We start from the raw sequence: 17,483 nt of genomic DNA on the forward strand, positions 1-17,483 counted from the left end.
TAAATAATTCAAGCTTTCAGCGCATCGCACTTTTGGCGATTAATTTTTTATTTTTATATAAGGGACACATCATGTCTAACAAAGTAAACGGCGTAGTAAAATGGTTTAACGAAGAGAAAGGCTTCGGTTTCCTAACTCAAGACAACGGCGGCGCTGACGTATTCGTACACTTCCGTGCAATCGCTTCTGAAGGTTTCAAGACTCTTAAAGAAGGCCAACAAGTGTCTTTCGAAGTAGAGCAAGGCCAAAAAGGTCTTCAAGCTGCAAACGTTGTAGCTCTATAAGATTTTAAGTCGGCGCAGGTTGCAACAGCAACTTGCGTCACTTTCTCTCTCAAATTTGTTTCCCCCCTCAGTTTTACCGCAACACTCTTCTCCATTAGCAATACCCTCTCTAAGTATTCAAAAATCCTGTTTTACGTCCGTTATCTCGTTCTAACTATCGTTGTATCTGTTCTTTGCTCTAACTCAACCTTCTACGTAACAACCAGTCACTTGCTCATCCTGATTACTATTACTGTATCCATAAAAAAAAGCCCCTAAAATTAGGAGCTCATTTTGATCTAATCAACACTGATTAAGCTGATTATTCTTTATCGTGTACAGCTTACAGACTGTTATTCAATGTTTTGGATCTGAATGTAGATTAAAATATTAAATTCATTAAAAATCAGTTGGATGTAGCTACGATAGCCTTCGGTTTCAATTGTTAACCACCAATTTAACCACCATTTGTTCACTTCCTAGATACGAGCCTATTAGGCTATGAATTACCTTAACTCAACCTCATGCCTGACGCAAAGCACCAGCTTTGAGTATCCTTCTCCAGTTACGTGATAGCTACCTATACCTTTATGGGTGTTATAGTATCCATAAATCACAAAATAACGCTATAATAGACATTATTATATCCATTAAGGCTGCGTATGAACTTTTCACTTTTAGATGATACCGATGTAAGCCAAGCTTTTGCTATTCATCTTCGAGGCTTGCGTAAACAAGCAAAGCTATCGCGAGAGGCACTAGCCCAGCGCAGTTGTGTACCTGCTTCAACCATAAAAAAGTTTGAACTCACCGGACAAATTTCATTTCGTCAGCTGCTGCTTTTGTGGCAGTCGTTGGATTCACTAGACCGGCTTTATCAACTGACACAAACAACGGCTGACCGCAGTGCTTTACCGACCAGTATAGAAGAGGTGCTTAAAGATGAGCTTTAAATCCATTCAAAAGCTGAATGTGGAGCGCACTCTCACAACGGGCGAAACGGTATCGGTGGGTATATTAGCGCAAAACCGCCAAGGCGTTTTCTTTCAGTACGATGAAAGTTATCTCAGCACGTTTGGCAATTTATCCCCTTTTACGCTTCAAGGTGATGTGCGATTACAGCAAGCACCGAAAGGGCCACACCAAGGCATTCACGGCGTTTTTGGTGATAGTCTTCCCGATGGTTGGGGTTTGCTGTTGCAAGATCGAGTATTCCGCCAACAAGGTATTTTGCCAGCACAAGTAACAGCAATGGACAGGCTGGCTTTTGTTGGCCAGCAAGGAATGGGGGCATTGTCTTTTACACCTGTATCAGAGCTCTCATTAGAAAATCGTTCAGATATTGATTTGGAAACACTTGGTCTGGAAGCCCAAACCCTGTTTGACCAGGCTCTATCTGACGATTTAGATGGTAGCACTGCGCAAGTGTTAGCAACCTTGGTAGCCGTCGGCAGCTCCGGCGGTGCTCGACCTAAAGCACAAATTTATATGCCTGCTGGCGACGCGACGCAATGCCGCACCTATGCACAACCTGGCGATGAAGCATGGCTAGTTAAGTTTACTTCGAAGAACTTAGCATTGGGCCACGAAGAAGGTTTGTGTGAAGCGGTCTATTTAGAAATGGCTGAGCAGGCAAAGTGTCAGCCACCGATGTGGCAATTAATTGAAGCACCTACAAGTAGCGGCGCTAAAGCATGGCTTGCGTTAAAGCGTTTCGACTATTTACCCGAGCAGGAGAAGGCTGGACGCTTGCATATGCACAGTGCCTGCGGTTTATTGGATGCAGACTTCCGAAGCCCTAGCTTAGACTACAGCGACCTGATTAAGGCCAGTCGTCAACTGTGTAAGTCTCCTGCCGCCGGGCAACTTCAATTTCGACGCGCAATGTTTAACTTATTTGCCGCGAACCAAGACGATCACAGTAAAAACTGGGGCTTTTTACAAGCCGATGATGGCAGTTGGCAACTCGCACCATTTTACGATGTAACGTTTAGCCCTCACCCTTTTAATGAACATGCCACCGCCTTTGCTGGCTACGGAAAAGCACCACCACTCAAAGTGATGCAAAAGCTAGCGGCTAGCGCAGGCTTTGCTAATTGGAAGGAAGCACAGCAATGCATTAAAGAGGTAGTGGATGCCATTATTCAGTTTAAGGCGCTTGCTGAGCAACATGGGGTGAGTAAGACCACCGTGTCTGCGATAGAAAAAACACTCGCAGAGCGCAAGCAAGAAAATGCAGCACTTTTAGCTTGATATGATGTTGGTTTGAAGTGACGTAGCATTAAGATAAATAAGACGAGTAGATAAAATATGAAACCAGGTCGAAATGAATCTTGCCCTTGTGGCAGCGGTAAAAAGTACAAACGTTGCTGCATGAACAGTATCTCTAAGCAACACGCATCAATGCTGGATGATATAGAGCAAGTTTCTGCAATGAACCCTAACTTGTCTTTAGAAGAACTCAATATCGTTGCAGAGCAAAAAATGAAGGCAGCTAATGATCGGCCTCATCCTGATTTCTGTGGCCTTTCGCCAACACAAATGAGCAATTGGTTATATGCGCCTTTCAGTGACTTGGAAGGGGTAACAATACACACGCCAGATAACCTAAAAACCAGCCCAGTGATGCGTTACTTAGCATTGATATTAGATGAAGCCATGCAAGGAGGTGGCTCGTTTAAAGCCACCAGCAAAGGTAACTTGCCGACAAAAATTGTTAAGCAGGCTAGTGATCTATTACCAGAATTTGCAGTCTCTGAATTTGAACGACACATCAGTATCAGTGAATATGCAGGCAGTAACGAGGATAAGTTTAATGCATTGCATTACAGCCGAGTGCTAGCAGAGATAGCGGGTATAATCTATCGCCGCAGTGGCCGTTATCATGTTAAAAAAGCAGCTCAAAAGCAGTACTTAGCACACGGCATTCAAGCGTTCTTTCTCCCTATGCTCGAAGCTGCAACCTCTCAGTACAATTGGGGCTACCTAGATGGATGGGAGCACGATGTTGATTTAAGGACCTTCTGGTTGTTTATGCTGTGGCGTTTGCAAAATCATGGCAATACGGAGCGGTTGATTGAAGAGGTGGTTACTGCATTCCCTGATTTACTGCTGGGATGCCCTGAAGATGGGTATTCATCTCCGAGTCAGTTACTAGGCACAATGATTGAATCGCGATTTATTAAACGCTTCTTGGAGTTTTGGGGCTTTGTGACGGTTGCACCAATCAGGCATATTGATGATTTTCGGACGCCAAATAAAGTGGAAGTGCAGCCATTGATGAAGCAAGCTTTTGAATTCAGGATTGAAGTCTAATAAAGAGGTGAGGGATGAGCATGTTAGATATTTCAGAGATAGATAAGGCCGTCAGTAAAGCTCAAAGTGTTATGCCCTGGATTACTGGCATTACTTCACCTGAGCAATATCAAGAGTTGATTGCCACGATGGAAGTACTTATCGAAGATTATGATGCTCATCAGCCAGTGATTGACTTGATGTTTCCGGTGATTGAAAGGTATGAAGAAGAAGCTGAGCAGTTTAGTGAATTTAATCAAGCTATTGATAAGCTTGAGCCAGGCATAGCCATGCTAAGAGTTATCATTGATCAGCATCAATTGACGTTAAGTGACTTCAAAGAAGAGATAGGTGCCAAATCGACGGTATCGATGATCTTAAGCGGAAAGCGCTCTCTAACGCTCAACCACATCAAGGCACTATCGGCGCGTTTTGGTGTACCAGCCTCATTGTTTATCGGCTAGTAGCCGTTTGGGCAGCCTGTAAACAAAGCCAACTCAGATATATTTCATCTTCCTGGATAAACCGATAACCAGGAGAACATGATGGAAACTATTCAGAACCGTAGTGATCGCTTTCTTCGTTTACGCGATGTCATGGAAGTAACGACACTTTGCCGCAGCAGTATCTACATTCTGATTAAAGCTGGCGATTTCCCTTGTAACTATGCTGTGATGGGCAAGCGCAAAGCCTGGCTTGAAAGTGAAGTGCAAGCTTGGTTGCTAGCAAGAGTCAGGACTTCTTATTAGAGTTAGTGTCAGACTAGATACCATCGCTAATCTATAATAGGTTAGCGATGGCTTTTATGACTCTAGGATCTTTAATACCTAGTTCATCTAAACTCAGCATGAGATTTTTAGCTTTTTCTTTAGTTCTTTGCATAGCTTCCTCAACGGTATCGTAAGCTTCTAGTAAGCCTTCTTTGCTGTATGGCACTTGACTCGTATCCTCATCTCCCTTTTTTGTCTTACCTCTTTGTATTAGCAGTTTCTTTCGTTTTGAAAACTCCTGCGATGCGGCATCAATTTTTTGTGCCATCTGTTTCTTTGATTCATCTTGGTCTTCGGGGGTGGATTCATACTCTCCAAGCAGCTTGGCAATCGCAAGATAGTGTTTGTTTTCTATTTTATCATCCAGTCTACTGACAATATATTCTCTAAAGACCATTTCGTTGATGTGTTTAATTGCATGTTGATGCACTTGCTCTACTTCATCTTGACTCATGATTAACAAGTCCTCAAAGAAACGTACACTAAAAGTAATTCGTTGTGGGAGAGAGAAGCGCTTAAAATTTCTATTCTCTATATCGATAAATCCAAGATCTTTTAGAATTTTGAAAGCAGAAATTAAACTCCTAGAGCTCATGCTCAAGCGGTTCATTATTTCATCATTTTTTATTGTTAGTGAGAGAGTTGCATAGTCCAAGTCAGATTGAAGTAGGTTGCATAATTTGATTAAGTTTACTTTTCTTGCAGCAGATAGCTCGATGGATTCGAGTTCTTCAAAGTAATGCAGTGTTGCTTGTGGATTAGTTATACCCCCAAATTTTTCAGCACTGCTTTGAAGCCTACGTAGGCTTCCTATAAAACTATATGGCTTGTCATAATCTGCGATTATTAAAACTACCTCTTCTAAAAAAGCAAAATTAATTATCTCTGGCAGCAGCGCTTTATGATCTAGGTTTAAGGCTTTTTGGCAAAGTGGATAATAGTATTTACTTATCTCCAATTGCCTAGTGCTTCCGTCGTTAAAAACAGCCAAGAACTTACTCGCGAACGGGAGAGTGATAATAATTTTGTCATTTATTAATGAAAGCTTGTTCATAATTGCCCTTTGAAAATGGGAGTTTCGATTTGCATTATCGAAACTCCCTTATTCTAGGTGAAGATTTGTGTAATCGCAACGTATGGAACGCTCTGTTTTAACTAGCAGTGGATTGATAATTTAGTTGTGATTTGGACATTGTCGGTATGTGTAATATATACGCTCTTTACTAGAGTGATATGGCATGCCCTAAAGCATGCCCACTATCTTAATAATTAATGCTGTACCAGTTCTATGAAATGAATAATACATAGGGCAGTACAGATGAGAGACAACTACTTTGATGGGCTTAGAATACTAGGGCCATTAGATAACTATAAGCAGGACAACTTAGGTAGCTTGCGTGATGTGATGAATGACAGTGTTGCGGAGTTCCCTAGAACGTACGCAGCGAGAATTGATTTAAGACTACCTAACATTAGGTTTGATCCCAATTGCTTGTTAAGCAGAGATGAAGTCGTCAGTTATAACCGAAACTATACCCGCTTGATGACACGCTTTATTGAATCATTACGTTCAAAGGTCTTTGCTCAATCGCAACGTAAGCTAAACCAGGGCAAGAGGGTTCACCGTAACTATGTAAGATACGCATGGTGTCGTGAGCGTTGCACCTCTGAGAACGACCATTATCACTTAGTGTTGTTTTTCAACAAAGATCGATTTCACACGTTAGGGAAGTATAAAAGTCGTGACAGCTTAGCTTCGATAATCATTGAAGCCTGGGCTACTGCTTTGGGTATGGAGTTTGAAGATGTACGTTGGTTAGTAGAGTTCCCTGAGAACCATGGTTATTACTTGATGGACGGTAAGCCAGAATTCAATAGACAATATCGAGATCTATTCCGTCGAATAAGCTATCTGGCAAAAAAAGATACTAAACACTATGGTGAGGGACGACGTAACTTTGGTACCAGTTATCGGTAGTCGTGAATGGAGGGTGTTTAGCCCTCCAGTATGTTAATCAAACCACGATGTAATCGCACTCCAGGTGTTACCCACTACTTCAATGGGTGCAAAGACGACATCAACCGCAGTCTCTACAGTGCCCGTTATCAGCTCACCAGTAGCACCGATGATTTCACCCTCACTCAGTTTATCGTAGGTATTGCTTAGTGTATTAACGGTACCAGTGTAGGCGGCTTCAATAGGTTTAGCGACAAGATCCCCAGGAGCCCCTACAACGGTGTTTACACTATCAGGTAAGCCAATGTATTCACCAGCGTACTTCGCCCCTGTAGAGGCGATAGCAATGGTGCCTAGTGGACCTTTAGCAAATTGTTTAACTGATTGACCGAGTAAACCTTGCCTAGCTGCCACATGAACGATGGCATGACCACTACTACTCACTTGGTTAGACGTATGTCGCTGTTCAATGCAGCGGTTGACGAAGTGCTCACAATTGTTCGTGACTACATCATAACCACGTTTGCCTAACTGCTGCCTTGCGTAATCAATGGCATCTTGTGGATAGGGTGCGCGTCGTTTAACTCTGATTTCTTTTTCATCAGAAAACGTATCTAAGCAACTGAGTATGACTTGCTTAGCGTGAGCGCAAAGATGAATGACTTCACCATTGCCGATGTATAAACCGTGATGCTCAGTAATCCCCAATACATCAACGTTCACTACCAGGTGATCGCCAGGTTGTAAGTGTTCCATGATAGAACCTCTCTTAGTTACAGTTCGAGTGATACGAAGTCTTTGTCGACTTCATCTTGAGTAATACCGATATAACGAAGCGTCACGCCCTCTGAGGTGTGGCGTAGCATCTTCATCACGCGACCGATATCTTTAGTGGATTGATAGAGGAAATACCCTCGTGTTTTGCGCATGGAGTGAGTACCCAACGCAAGCTTGAGTTCTTGCCCTACTTGTTGAAAGGCCATAGACACCGCACGCCGAGAGATCGGCTGCGGTGGTTTATGTTTTAGTTGCTGGCATCGATGCGATTGAAATAGGTAAACATGGTCAGGGTGCTTCTCCCGCACTTTGGCAATGTGTTCTCGTGCCTTGGTGTTTAATTGGATGTTCGCCTGCTTGCCTGTTTTGCTTTCAAGAATAATGAGTCGGTCATCATTAATGTCTTCAAAGCGGATAGAGAGTAAATCGGATATCCGCAGTGCCAGGTTTAACCCAATGTGCCAAACGTCAGCCATTTGCGGATTACAACGAATAGCGAGTAAGTGGCCAATGAGTCGAATGGTGTCATCGTCTTTGATTGCTTGGACCTCAGCCATAGTCTGCTTCCTTTTTTGTCTGTAGAAGGGTGTTTTGGGAAGCACAGAGAGGCCGATACCGCCAAACCCTTATGTAGCAAGGGTTCCAAGCTTCCCGTTTTACCAATATGGGAAGCAGCAGTATTAGCCTTTATCTGTGCTGGTGGACGGTGTTTGAATTGTGGTGTGAGGAACTGGTGGCTAGTGTCCCCTTACTTCGATTTGGTCGTAAGCGTCCGAGTCTAGGTATGCGACAAAGTTGTCTTCCCACAATGGGTAGAACTCGACAATTGCAGGTGAACAGATACCCGTCCAGCCACAGTAACGAGTAAAAGCCGCTGAATTACCAAAATCAAAGTCGATATCTCGCTCCAGTTCGGGATAAGGACCACCGCAGTAACTAAAATCAGTGATGTACAAGATCGTGTAGCGATTGTTGGCATCTTTGCTTAATGAAATCTCCACCGGATGGTAGCCACCATTTTCAGCGTTGTAGCCTTTGTCTCTAAAGTTAATCACGATGTAATTGTCGCCGACGACTTCAGAGTGCTTGTTCAGCACATCAGCCAAGCGTTTCAGTAGCGTATTGGAGATGGGTAACGCTGCTTTATTAAATGACAAGCTGTTTGATGTGTCGTTGAACCGTGATTTAGCTGGCATAAGCGCCTCCTTACTCTTACAGACTGATTGATGGTTATTCATATCCAGCTCCTTTCAGCAAAAGAGACACAATGCTCACCAACCACAATGTGGTCGAGCACTCGAACGTCAATTAACCCCAACGCATCAACCAGCCGGCTAGTAATGCGCTTGTCCGCTCTAGAGGGCTCGGCGATCCCCGATGGGTGGTTATGGGCCAGGATAACCGCAGCGGCATTAGCATTGAGGGCAGCCTTTACCACTTCTCTTGAATAAACACTCGCCGCATCAATGGTGCCAAAGAACAGCTCTTCAAAACGAATAAGCTGGTGCTGGTTGTCTAGCAGCATCAGTGCAAATACTTCACGGTCATACGAGCCAAGCTTTAGCTGTAGGTAGTCTTTCACGTTATCAGGGTTAGTGAAGGTGCCTTCACGCTTGTACTTTTGCGCAAGCGCTTCGGCGGCATGTTCTAGCAGTTCATTGAGTCTAGAGGTTTGGTGAGCCGGATATTGGTTATTCGTTGGAATGGTTGGTCGAGATGTACGCATAGGGACCTCCTATATCTGTTAATTGAGTTTTATCAACTGGGCTATGCGTAGTGATGAAATATATCTGAAAGGATTTTGAATACGGGTTAGCGGGAGAAGGGGCGGTAAGGCAGGTTGAATCTAAGTAAAAAAATAATGGCGAGTCCTTGGTATGAACGAGCTAATACACAAGGATTACTATCATGGGATACTCACAACAGCATGAACTGAATAAAGCGCCGCTGAGATTTTTAAAACTACAGCAAGTCATGGATAAAACAACATTGTGCCGCAGTAGCATCTACATCCTGATTAAAGCAGGTGAATTCCCTGGAAACTATACCGTTATGGGCAAACGCAAAGCCTGGCTTGAAAGCGAGGTTGATGATTGGTTGATGAGCAAAATGGAGAGTGCAGAGCTGTCATAAAAATGAAAGGTTGAGTGATAGTGCAGGATGCTACAACTGTGGAGTAGCCCAAATATAGAAAGTACTTGCTCGATTATCATCTGGTGATAAGATGACGTCCAGTGTGTGTATTTATACAGTATAGGCTGAAAAATTGCAGTGGAAAATATAAAAAAGAAGCGCTGTGTGATAGGAATTCGTGGGCAGCAGTTAGATCCAGATTATACCGTAGATATTTGGTTCGACTCTCTGAAATCAGTGGCTAATGTACTGTCGAAAGAGAACCAACATTTACTAAAAGTAATCGCGGAACAACAACCCCGGTCAGTGACTGAATTGGCCGCCCTAACAGGGCGTGCTGTTAGTAATGTATCAAGGACACTGAAAACTATGGAGTACCATAATGTTGTAACATTGATATCCCATGGGAACTCAGTCCAAGTAAAAGCAGTAGCTGATAGTTGGCTTATCGTATTAGGTAAAGTTTAAGAATGAAAAGTAAAGTCACTAAACCACTAAAAGTTGTATCTCTTTTCACTGGCGGTGGGGGGTTAGATCTAGGCCTAGAAGCTGCAGGCTTTAACACTGTGTTTGCTACAGATATAGATGAACATAGCTGCATCTCGCTGAGAGATAACAAAGAAAGGTGCCAAAAATCCAAGACTTCAATTTTACAAGAAGCTGTAATCGTACAAAAAGACATCAAGGAACTTGTATCTGAGGTTATTTTAGAGAAAGCAGACTTGCGTGTTGGTGAGTTAGATCTACTTGCTGGTGGTCCTCCATGCCAAGCTTTTAGTGTATTTGGTAAGCGACAAGGGACGGATGACCCAAGAGGCCTGTTAGCTTATGAGTATTTACGTCTTCTTTCTGATTTGGAACCGCGAGCATTTTTCTTTGAGAATGTGTATGGACTACTTACTATTGATGAAGGCAATGTTTTTAAGGAGTTATGTGGGAAGCTACAAAACCCTAAAAAAGGCTTATCATATACACTGTCAGTTTTCCGGTTAAACGCTGCTGATTATGGAGTACCACAGTTTAGAGATCGTGTATTTATCATCGGTAGTCGAGAGGGTAAAACAATTGAAACAATTCCGCCGATTTGTAATGGATTTAAATCTGAGAAAGAAATAGAAGGTTTAATGGCATATAGAACAGTTAATGATGGCCTAACAAATATGCCGCCAATGGGCGAGGGCCTTGCTAACCATACTGGTCGAAATCATAGTCAAAGAATTATAGATCGCTATGCTTCGTTAAAGTTTGGTGAACGAGATCCAAAAACAAGAATCAATAAACTAGATCCTAGCAAGCCAAGTTACACAATCATAGTTGGCTCAGATAAGGGTGGCGGCAAGGGGCATGTTCATCCCTTTGAACCTAGAGAGGTTACGCCACGGGAATCAGCAAGAATGCAGACATTTCCAGACTGGTGGGAATTTTCTGGGACTTCAAGGCATCCTATTAGGCAGGTGGGAAATGCTGTGCCACCGCTATTGTCCGCTTTAATAGGACGAGAAATCTCTAGTTCGATTTTTGACGCCCAAAAGAAGAGCCTTCTCGAGATTGTTGAAAACCTTTCTCTAGAACATTTATTTAAGGAAGATATAAGTGAAATATGAGCATTGGACAAAGATAGATGATGGAGCAGAAGGTGCTTGGGCTGCAGATGTCTGGCTGAGTGCACTAAAGATTATAAACAAGCATGAAGGCGAATCGATCTATGATGCTGATGCTCCAATATACCAAGAGCTAGAAAAAGAAATCCCGGACCTAGCGTGGCGTTCATTTGAAGGTAAATCATTTAGACCATATTTTAGAGATTTCTCAAAGCCGTGGAGTATATCAGGCGTTGTTACATTTGATACTTATTTCCAAGTAACAGAGCTAGGAAGAGAGCTATTAGCAGGAAGAATAACAGAGATAGATTTCTGGGTCATGTTTCTTTCAAACTATCAAGAAGGAAGTGAATTTCCTTTTGTTGAACTTAGTCATGCGTTTTTATCTCTTGATAAGTCTTTAAGTCTCAATGAGGTGTATTGGGGCATCGTAAAAAGCTTTCGTAAGGATAATGGGGATCATCTGATATTTGATGACCTAGCTTCTGAATCAATTCCTTCGACGGTAAAGCGAAGACTAACATTAATGCTTCAATTAATGGAACGTACAGGCGCTATTCTAAAAATAGGGCATGGTGCAAAGCAGAGGTGGAAAAAGTGGGATGTAAGGGTGCTAAAAAAGCTTACAGTGAGGGGGGCGGATTCTCCTTCACCAGAGCTGACGCTTTGTTGTTTGCATAAACCTTTTGTTCTTCTAGCTGGTATCTCAGGCACAGGTAAAACTCGTTTCGTCCGTGAGCAAGCTAAATTAACAGGCTCGATAGACGATACTTATTGCCTTACTTCTGTCCGCCCTGATTGGCATGAACCATCAGATTTATTAGGCTATACATCAAGGCTTAGCGGTAATGCCGAGTACATAGTTACCGATGTACTGAAGTTTATAATGAAGGCTTGGATTGCGATAAAAGATGCTGGGATCACCCTCCAAGGTAAAGAGGTAGTTGGTGAGAAAAATCAACAGCGACAGGTAAAACCTTACTGGCTTTGTTTGGATGAAATGAACTTGGCACCTGTCGAGCAATACTTCGCAGATTACCTATCTGTGCTAGAAACCAGAGAATGGGCTTGGCAAGGTAATGATTTTACTTACCAATGCGATCCGCTATTAAAAGCGACAGTGTTGGAGGCGGTTGATAAAGATAAACTTAAGGGTGAGTTGGGATTAATTGACCACGATGAGTTATGGGACCACTTTGTTGCTAATGGCATTAGCATCCCGTTTAATTTAATTGTAGCGGGTACGGTCAATATGGATGAAACCACACATGGTTTCTCTCGAAAAGTAATTGATCGAGCATTAACTTTTGATTTTGGTGAGTTCTTTCCTAATGATTTCGATACCTTTTTTGATGCAACCTCAGAACCTAAAGCGCTTAGCTACCCAGTGCTTACTGATGGACGAAACAAGACTGAACTAAGCAGTAGTTTTGATAAAGATGGCACTTTGTCTGTCGCTTTCCTAAAGCAAATTAATGATATTTTGGGAAACACCCCATTTAAGCTTGCATACCGTGCTTTAAATGAATTGCTTCTAGCTGTAATTACACAAAACCCCAACAATGAAGTCGAGCTTCAATCTGTATGGGATGACTTTTTAATGTGTAAGGTGCTACCTCGTATAGAAGGTGACATTGATAAGCTCACGAAAGGTGATAGCGATAACTCAATATTAGAGCAGCTTAGTGCACTACTTAGCGAGCAGTTGAATGAAATTTGGGCTACAAAATCTCGGCAAGATCTGTTTCGTAAATCGCTTGAAGATGATCCTCTAATAACAATAGAGTGTCGAAGCAAGGTAAAACTTGAATGGATGAGCGACCAATTGAAGAATGGCTTTACAAGTTTTTGGCCATAAAAGGTGGTAGGCATGCAAACTTTGATTTGTATAGAAACACCTGAGTGGGAGTTGACAATAAGTAGCCGGCACCTTGAGGCAAGGCAAAGTACTTATTTCAATATGCTTAGCCAAAGAGGATTACTAGCACCTCTTAGTAAATTGCAAATTCAGCCTGCAATCAGTCCAGAAAACATAACCATCTGTGACCAAAAGAGTGTGCTGATTGATGACTCTCCTTTGTCTGAGGTAACTCTTCCTGCCCCGTTATTTTTTGAAAATGCTCAATATCAATTTGAGTGGGTATTTTTGCAAGAAGGTATTGAGCAGGCTTTTATCACTCACGCTCTTCAAGGGGTTGCTGATGCTTTTCGGTTTACATCTAAACGCAAACATAGTGCAGCCAGCCTAATTGGTACAATTAATACAGGTAATGATATTGGTCAATTTGCCTTACCTCTTACTTATTGCATTAAAGGCAAGGAAAAGCAATTTAAGCTGACCTTAGAAGTCTTTCCAACGAAGATGCAGCTGCACAACGACTTACCTGCTATGTATCGCCGGATCGATGAGACTTTTCCATTATGGCGGTTCAGCTTGGCGGAGAAGACCGAGCAAAGCGCAGATAAGAGCCAACACCGTGGTAACTTCCCACTATTGTGGTTAGCGCAGTTTAAGGCGTTGAGAACGTCACTTGAGGACGGGTTGAAAGTTATCGCAAACTCACCACATAACCGATTACAGAAAAAAAACGTTAATATTAGAGCAGATCGACTCAAAGGCCGTTTATCAAATCGATTAGCTGAGCGTGTAAAAGAGGATATTGCCAATAAAATTTATGACAAGCGATATCAACAACAAAAACAGCACCTCAGTGTAGATACGCCAGAAAATAGATACATCAAGATGGTCGTTGTTCAATGTAAGCAGCAGCTAGAAAGTATGTCCCAGAAGCTCGAGGCTTATACCAACAAAGGTGAGACAACGTACGCCCGTCTATCGGAGCACTTCTTGAATGAATTGAAAGAGTGGCAACAGCCATTGATAAAAATGGAAAAGTATAGCTTTTTGAAAGAGGTGGGAGATTTTTCTGGACAATATCGTGAGTCTTTGGTTTTGCAGCAAAAAACAGGCTACAGTGCAGTTTACAAGGTGTGGCAAGAACTAAAATACTACTTGGATGTTTTTGCTAGGCACTCAACAGTGTCAATGAAGTCTGTCGCGGAAACGTATGAAGTATGGTGCTTTTTAGAAATACGAACAATTTTATTAGAAGTGCTTGGCTTTCAAGAAAAAGAACACCAAAAAACAAAGCTAAAGCTTAATGACTATTTTGAATTACAACTTAAAGATGGTTTAACTGGCGCAGGGGCATTTACATTTGAACGAGCCGATGGGCTTCGGGCAAAGTTAGCCCATGAACCGGTCTTTCGTCGAGCTGGTCAACATATTCGGTCGTTTGGTGTGACACAAAAACCCGATATCTTGTTAGAAGTTACTTTCCCAGATGGTAAGACGTGCATTTGGTTATTTGATGCCAAATACCGCATAAAGACCCAAAACAATCGATATGACGTAGATGATATTGATTGTAACGATTACGTGCCCGACGATGCGATTAATCAGATGCACCGGTATAGAGATGCCTTAATTCGAGTTGATGAACAAAAAGAGTCCAGAAGCAAAAGTCGTCCAGTTTTTGGTGCCTTTGCTTTATACCCAGGCTTTTATGACCAAGGCAGTGATGAAAACCCATACCAATCGATGATAGCTGAAGTCGGGATTGGTGCCTTTGCTTTGCTGCCTAGCGCAAATGGCAATAAGAACTCCTGGCTCCAAGCCTTTTTACTGCATCAGCTAGGAACGGGTATCAGCGCTTACACTACTGAATCGATACGTGATGATCTTTATGTTAATGAGCCAGCACGTATTCCATACTCAGGAATGCAGCAAGTGCTTCACCATGATCTTGTGTTGATATCGAAGCTTGGTGAAAGTCGTGAGCAAGACTATATCGATAACTTTAACAGTGGATTAGCAGAGTGGTTTCATATTCCAGTTTCTGTCTTTGATCAGAAATTCGGAAAACATATTGTTCAAGAATTGAGATACTTAGCGGTGATGGCCAATTGTGCAAGTTCGCTTGAAATCACAATGGTTTATAGAATTAAAAAGGTAATGCTGTCACAGCGTGATGACATATCTGCTAAGCAAGCGGGTATTGATGTTTCTAAAGTCAGTAAAAACCAATACTGGTTATTTGAGCTTGGTGCAGCTATTTCACTGGACCAAGCGATCCAGCATGATCCTACTGTTGGATTTAGACAATCATTGAAGCTAGCTAAATTAGATGACATGCAAGTTGCTAATAGTTTCAGTGAAATTGTGCCTATTTATGAACGCAGTTTTCGCTAGTCTTTATTGTTAAGCCTAGTGTCGTCATCTATAAGTGAGCTGAATGCTACTTTCGCTAATAGTTAGAGATACTACAATGACGGTAGCAGCAGCGTAGCCAACTTGTCTAGTGCCTCTCTCCGCTCTTCCAAATAATCATACTGGTCATAAATACCTTCAACACCCTTTAACTTGTGATTCAAGCATCTCTCGGCCACATGGCCGGGAGTGCCTTGTTTTGCCAATAGAGTACGACAAGTGCGGCGTAGGTCATGCACGGTGAAGTGCGTCATATCCCCCATCAAATTGGGTGGCTGCTTCTTCTTGCCAGCCTCATGACCAAATAGCTTGGTAATGGCTCGGTTAAGCGTGTCGGGGCCCATGTGAGGGCTCTTGCTGGCTCTTCTACTCGGAAACACGTAATCAGAGCCAAATCCCCTTATCTTCAACTCATCGAGCCACTCCAACACTTCTGGTGCTAATGGAATAGTAAAACCCACATTGGTTTTACTACGCTCCTTTGGTAAGTGCCATAAACCATTCTCTAGCTCAAACTCTTCCCATTTAGCTTCACACAATTCAGATTTACGCACCCCTAAACAAACCAATAGTGCACAAGCTAGATAATTATCGCGGCTAAAGTTAGTACTGTTCTCTCTAGCGATACTGAAGAACTGCTTTAATTCACCTTCATTCAAGAAGCGATCTTTACTTTTCTCTATGCCGCCAGCGTCTCTCACGGTAAATGCAGAGGCTGGGTTACCTTGCAGAAGGTCCAACTTCATTCCGTGGTTAAAAAGCTGCTTACAGTGTCCTAGTGCGTCATTAGCGATGGTCGGGCGGCCGGAATCATTAATCGTTGTGATTGCTGTGCGAATATCACGGGCAGTAATTCTATCGAGAGGGATGTCACCGATGTGTGGGGCAATATCTTTGGTGTAAACACGTTTTGGGATATTAGGGTGCTTAAGGCGCTTAACTAAGGTTGGGTACCAATCTTCAAATAACTCATTAACAGTCTTGATGCTTTCTTGTTCGGCACGTTTACGTTGCAAGAGGGGATCAAAGCCTTCTCTTACTTGTTTCATTTTAGTGGCGGCTTCGAGGCGAGCGTTAGATAAGGAAAGGTCTTGTACTTTGCCTAGAGTCATTTCACGGCGTTTTTTATTGGATGTAAAACGTAGCATCCAACTTGCAGTACCTGAAGCTGGGACCACTAGGTATAAGCCCTCACCATCAGCATGACGCTGTGTTTTCTCGCCACCAGCCTTAATGAGCGCTTCTACTTTCTTAACCGTCAACTTAGCCATAATCACCTCTAATAGCGCATGATTTCGGTGGGTATTAAATTACCCACCACTTACGTTTGTAGTAAGTCTATCATACCCACCATATTAACCACCAGTAGGTGGTGGTTAATGGCGTATTAAAGAACACAGTGATGGAAATTTATTTTAGGTAAGTTGTTGTATTTTAAATATTTGAGTGTAATAAAATACAATCTTAACTGTTATTCAATATTCTGGATCTGCTCACGCATCTGTTCGATAAGAACCTTAAGCTCTACGCCTGATGCTGTGATGTCTGTGCTGATAGACTTAGACGCTAGCGTGTTTGACTCACGGTTGAACTCTTGCATCATGAAGTCTAGCTTACGGCCACAAGCGCCGCCTTTCTTCAGTACTGCATTCGCTTCTTTCACATGAGAATCTAGACGGTCTAGCTCTTCTGCTACGTCTGACTTCTGCGCTAGCAGGATAAGCTCTTGCTCAACACGAGAACCTTCCAGTTCGATTTTCGCATCTTCAAATTTGGTAAGAAGACGCTCACGTTGCCACTCTAGGATCTCAGGCATGCGTGCACGAACTTTCACTACTTCTTCAGTGATTGCATCTAAGCGCTGTACGATTAGCGCCTTCATGTTCTCACCTTCACGAGCACGAGCATCAATGAACTCTGCGATAGCATCGTTGAATGCTTCAAGTAGGTCTTTGTTGATGGCATCCATGTCTTGCTCTGGCGTTTCCATCACACCAGGCCAATTCATGACTTGGAATGGGTTCAAACGGCTGTCTTCACCTGTCATCGTCATTACTTGGTTCGCAGCATTGATTACTTGCTGAGCCAAACCTTCGTTAATGCTTAGTTCGCCCTTTGCAGCAGGGTTTGCTTCAAAGCGTAGGTTACATTCAACCTTACCGCGTGCAAGACGCTTACGGAAACGCTCACGCAAGATTGGCTCTAAACCACGGAACTGTTCAGGCATACGGAAGTAAGTTTCTAGGTAGCGTTGGTTTACACTACGGATTTCCCATACTGCGCTGCCCCAATCGCCTTTTACTTCTTTGCGTGCGTACGCAGTCATACTATAAATCATCGAATTTTCCTGTCTTTTATCATTCTGAAAATAACGCGCACGCATAGTATCACGATATGGTGTGCTCTCGAAGCCTGTCG

General features: G+C 42.7%; 19 protein-coding genes. 12 read left to right on the forward strand and 7 right to left on the reverse strand.

Features of this window, described 5'->3' with window-relative positions; translation table 11 throughout:
- The first annotated feature begins 71 nt into the window (after window positions 1-71).
- The 6 genes from AB4167_RS13075 (at window position 72) to AB4167_RS13100 (ending at window position 4,306) form a co-directional block, all read left to right on the forward strand.
- A complete protein-coding gene (locus tag AB4167_RS13075) occupies window positions 72-284 on the forward strand; it encodes a cold-shock protein (protein WP_017071067.1) in 213 nt (70 codons plus the stop codon).
- A gap of 641 nt (window positions 285-925) precedes the next feature.
- Window positions 926-1,216, forward strand: a complete 291-nt coding sequence (locus tag AB4167_RS13080; RefSeq protein ID WP_372136627.1) for a helix-turn-helix domain-containing protein — start codon at window positions 926-928, stop codon at window positions 1,214-1,216.
- Window positions 1,206-2,516 (forward strand): type II toxin-antitoxin system HipA family toxin, encoded by a 1,311-nt coding sequence (locus AB4167_RS13085; protein WP_372136628.1) that lies wholly within the window; start codon window positions 1,206-1,208, stop codon window positions 2,514-2,516. Before AB4167_RS13080 ends, AB4167_RS13085 begins: the two co-directional genes overlap by 11 nt.
- A gap of 57 nt (window positions 2,517-2,573) precedes the next feature.
- Window positions 2,574-3,578: a YecA family protein gene (locus AB4167_RS13090; RefSeq protein ID WP_372136629.1), complete on the forward strand. Its 1,005-nt coding sequence runs from the start codon at window positions 2,574-2,576 to the stop codon at window positions 3,576-3,578.
- Between the two features lie 20 nt (window positions 3,579-3,598).
- Window positions 3,599-4,021 (forward strand): type II toxin-antitoxin system HigA family antitoxin, encoded by a 423-nt coding sequence (locus tag AB4167_RS13095; RefSeq protein WP_372136665.1) that lies wholly within the window; start codon window positions 3,599-3,601, stop codon window positions 4,019-4,021.
- An 81-nt stretch (window positions 4,022-4,102) separates the two neighbouring features.
- Window positions 4,103-4,306 carry a helix-turn-helix transcriptional regulator gene (locus tag AB4167_RS13100; protein ID WP_372136630.1) on the forward strand — a complete coding sequence of 68 codons (204 nt, stop codon included), beginning with the start codon at window positions 4,103-4,105 and terminating at the stop codon, window positions 4,304-4,306.
- A 31-nt stretch (window positions 4,307-4,337) separates the two neighbouring features.
- Here AB4167_RS13100 and AB4167_RS13105 read toward each other — a convergent pair whose 3' ends face one another.
- Entirely contained in the window at window positions 4,338-5,381 is a 1,044-nt protein-coding gene (locus tag AB4167_RS13105; protein WP_372136631.1) for a hypothetical protein, read from the reverse strand.
- Between the two features lie 264 nt (window positions 5,382-5,645).
- On the opposite strand from AB4167_RS13105, the gene AB4167_RS13110 reads away from it, so the two are divergent.
- Entirely contained in the window at window positions 5,646-6,305 is a 660-nt protein-coding gene (locus tag AB4167_RS13110; RefSeq protein WP_372136632.1) for an inovirus Gp2 family protein, read from the forward strand.
- A gap of 33 nt (window positions 6,306-6,338) precedes the next feature.
- Here AB4167_RS13110 and AB4167_RS13115 read toward each other — a convergent pair whose 3' ends face one another.
- The 4 genes from AB4167_RS13115 to radC all read right to left on the reverse strand — a co-directional run bounded on the left by AB4167_RS13115 (window position 6,339) and on the right by radC (window position 8,787).
- Window positions 6,339-7,040 carry a lecithin retinol acyltransferase family protein gene (locus AB4167_RS13115; protein ID WP_372136633.1) on the reverse strand — a complete coding sequence of 234 codons (702 nt, stop codon included), beginning with the start codon at window positions 7,038-7,040 and terminating at the stop codon, window positions 6,339-6,341.
- Between the two features lie 17 nt (window positions 7,041-7,057).
- Complete coding sequence (locus AB4167_RS13120) at window positions 7,058-7,618, reverse strand: tyrosine-type recombinase/integrase (RefSeq protein WP_372136634.1); 561 nt, start codon at window positions 7,616-7,618, stop codon at window positions 7,058-7,060.
- Between the two features lie 180 nt (window positions 7,619-7,798).
- Entirely contained in the window at window positions 7,799-8,257 is a 459-nt protein-coding gene (locus AB4167_RS13125; protein ID WP_372136635.1) for a DUF2787 domain-containing protein, read from the reverse strand.
- A 38-nt stretch (window positions 8,258-8,295) separates the two neighbouring features.
- Complete coding sequence (gene radC / locus AB4167_RS13130) at window positions 8,296-8,787, reverse strand: DNA repair protein RadC (protein WP_372136636.1); 492 nt, start codon at window positions 8,785-8,787, stop codon at window positions 8,296-8,298.
- A 182-nt stretch (window positions 8,788-8,969) separates the two neighbouring features.
- Between radC and AB4167_RS13135 the strand changes: the two genes are divergently transcribed.
- The 5 genes from AB4167_RS13135 to AB4167_RS13155 all read left to right on the forward strand — a co-directional run bounded on the left by AB4167_RS13135 (window position 8,970) and on the right by AB4167_RS13155 (window position 15,047).
- Complete coding sequence (locus AB4167_RS13135) at window positions 8,970-9,194, forward strand: AlpA family phage regulatory protein (RefSeq protein WP_372136637.1); 225 nt, start codon at window positions 8,970-8,972, stop codon at window positions 9,192-9,194.
- A gap of 306 nt (window positions 9,195-9,500) precedes the next feature.
- Window positions 9,501-9,662: a transcriptional regulator gene (locus AB4167_RS13140; RefSeq protein ID WP_372136666.1), complete on the forward strand. Its 162-nt coding sequence runs from the start codon at window positions 9,501-9,503 to the stop codon at window positions 9,660-9,662.
- Window positions 9,663-9,664: 2 nt separating this feature from the next.
- On the forward strand, window positions 9,665-10,798 hold the full coding sequence (locus tag AB4167_RS13145) for a DNA cytosine methyltransferase (RefSeq protein WP_372136638.1): 1,134 nt from the start codon (window positions 9,665-9,667) through the stop codon (window positions 10,796-10,798).
- Window positions 10,788-12,653, forward strand: a complete 1,866-nt coding sequence (locus tag AB4167_RS13150; protein WP_372136639.1) for an McrB family protein — start codon at window positions 10,788-10,790, stop codon at window positions 12,651-12,653. The genes AB4167_RS13145 and AB4167_RS13150 overlap by 11 nt, the downstream gene beginning before the upstream one ends.
- Before the next feature lie 12 nt (window positions 12,654-12,665).
- Window positions 12,666-15,047 carry a DUF2357 domain-containing protein gene (locus tag AB4167_RS13155; protein WP_372136640.1) on the forward strand — a complete coding sequence of 794 codons (2,382 nt, stop codon included), beginning with the start codon at window positions 12,666-12,668 and terminating at the stop codon, window positions 15,045-15,047.
- A 71-nt stretch (window positions 15,048-15,118) separates the two neighbouring features.
- On the opposite strand, the gene AB4167_RS13160 is transcribed toward AB4167_RS13155, so the two are convergent.
- Together AB4167_RS13160 and AB4167_RS13165 are read right to left on the reverse strand one after the other, a co-directional pair.
- Entirely contained in the window at window positions 15,119-16,336 is a 1,218-nt protein-coding gene (locus AB4167_RS13160; RefSeq protein ID WP_372136641.1) for a tyrosine-type recombinase/integrase, read from the reverse strand.
- Between the two features lie 200 nt (window positions 16,337-16,536).
- Window positions 16,537-17,403, reverse strand: a complete 867-nt coding sequence (locus AB4167_RS13165; protein WP_017059268.1) for a YicC/YloC family endoribonuclease — start codon at window positions 17,401-17,403, stop codon at window positions 16,537-16,539.
- Window positions 17,404-17,483: the final 80 nt, after the last annotated feature.

The sequence above is a fragment of the Vibrio sp. 10N.286.49.E11 genome (assembly GCF_041469505.1).
Classification (GTDB): Bacteria; Pseudomonadota; Gammaproteobacteria; order Enterobacterales; family Vibrionaceae; genus Vibrio; species Vibrio crassostreae_C.

Bases quoted from the DNA above. Each gene is read 5' to 3' on its own strand.
- AB4167_RS13145 (WP_372136638.1), top strand. From the start codon at position 9,665: ATGAAAAGTAAAGTCACTAAACCACTAAAAGTTGTATCTCTTTTCACT.
- AB4167_RS13125 (WP_372136635.1), bottom strand. From the start codon at position 8,257: ATGCCAGCTAAATCACGGTTCAACGACACATCAAACAGCTTGTCATTT.
- AB4167_RS13160 (WP_372136641.1), bottom strand. From the start codon at position 16,336: ATGGCTAAGTTGACGGTTAAGAAAGTAGAAGCGCTCATTAAGGCTGGT.
- AB4167_RS13115 (WP_372136633.1), bottom strand. From the start codon at position 7,040: ATGGAACACTTACAACCTGGCGATCACCTGGTAGTGAACGTTGATGTA.
- AB4167_RS13135 (WP_372136637.1), top strand. From the start codon at position 8,970: ATGGGATACTCACAACAGCATGAACTGAATAAAGCGCCGCTGAGATTT.
- AB4167_RS13075 (WP_017071067.1), top strand. From the start codon at position 72: ATGTCTAACAAAGTAAACGGCGTAGTAAAATGGTTTAACGAAGAGAAA.
- AB4167_RS13085 (WP_372136628.1), top strand. From the start codon at position 1,206: ATGAGCTTTAAATCCATTCAAAAGCTGAATGTGGAGCGCACTCTCACA.
- AB4167_RS13100 (WP_372136630.1), top strand. From the start codon at position 4,103: ATGGAAACTATTCAGAACCGTAGTGATCGCTTTCTTCGTTTACGCGAT.
- AB4167_RS13105 (WP_372136631.1), bottom strand. From the start codon at position 5,381: ATGAACAAGCTTTCATTAATAAATGACAAAATTATTATCACTCTCCCG.
- AB4167_RS13090 (WP_372136629.1), top strand. From the start codon at position 2,574: ATGAAACCAGGTCGAAATGAATCTTGCCCTTGTGGCAGCGGTAAAAAG.
- AB4167_RS13110 (WP_372136632.1), top strand. From the start codon at position 5,646: ATGAGAGACAACTACTTTGATGGGCTTAGAATACTAGGGCCATTAGAT.
- AB4167_RS13080 (WP_372136627.1), top strand. From the start codon at position 926: ATGAACTTTTCACTTTTAGATGATACCGATGTAAGCCAAGCTTTTGCT.
- AB4167_RS13165 (WP_017059268.1), bottom strand. From the start codon at position 17,403: ATGATTTATAGTATGACTGCGTACGCACGCAAAGAAGTAAAAGGCGAT.
- AB4167_RS13155 (WP_372136640.1), top strand. From the start codon at position 12,666: ATGCAAACTTTGATTTGTATAGAAACACCTGAGTGGGAGTTGACAATA.
- AB4167_RS13120 (WP_372136634.1), bottom strand. From the start codon at position 7,618: ATGGCTGAGGTCCAAGCAATCAAAGACGATGACACCATTCGACTCATT.
- radC (WP_372136636.1), bottom strand. From the start codon at position 8,787: ATGCGTACATCTCGACCAACCATTCCAACGAATAACCAATATCCGGCT.
- AB4167_RS13095 (WP_372136665.1), top strand. From the start codon at position 3,599: ATGTTAGATATTTCAGAGATAGATAAGGCCGTCAGTAAAGCTCAAAGT.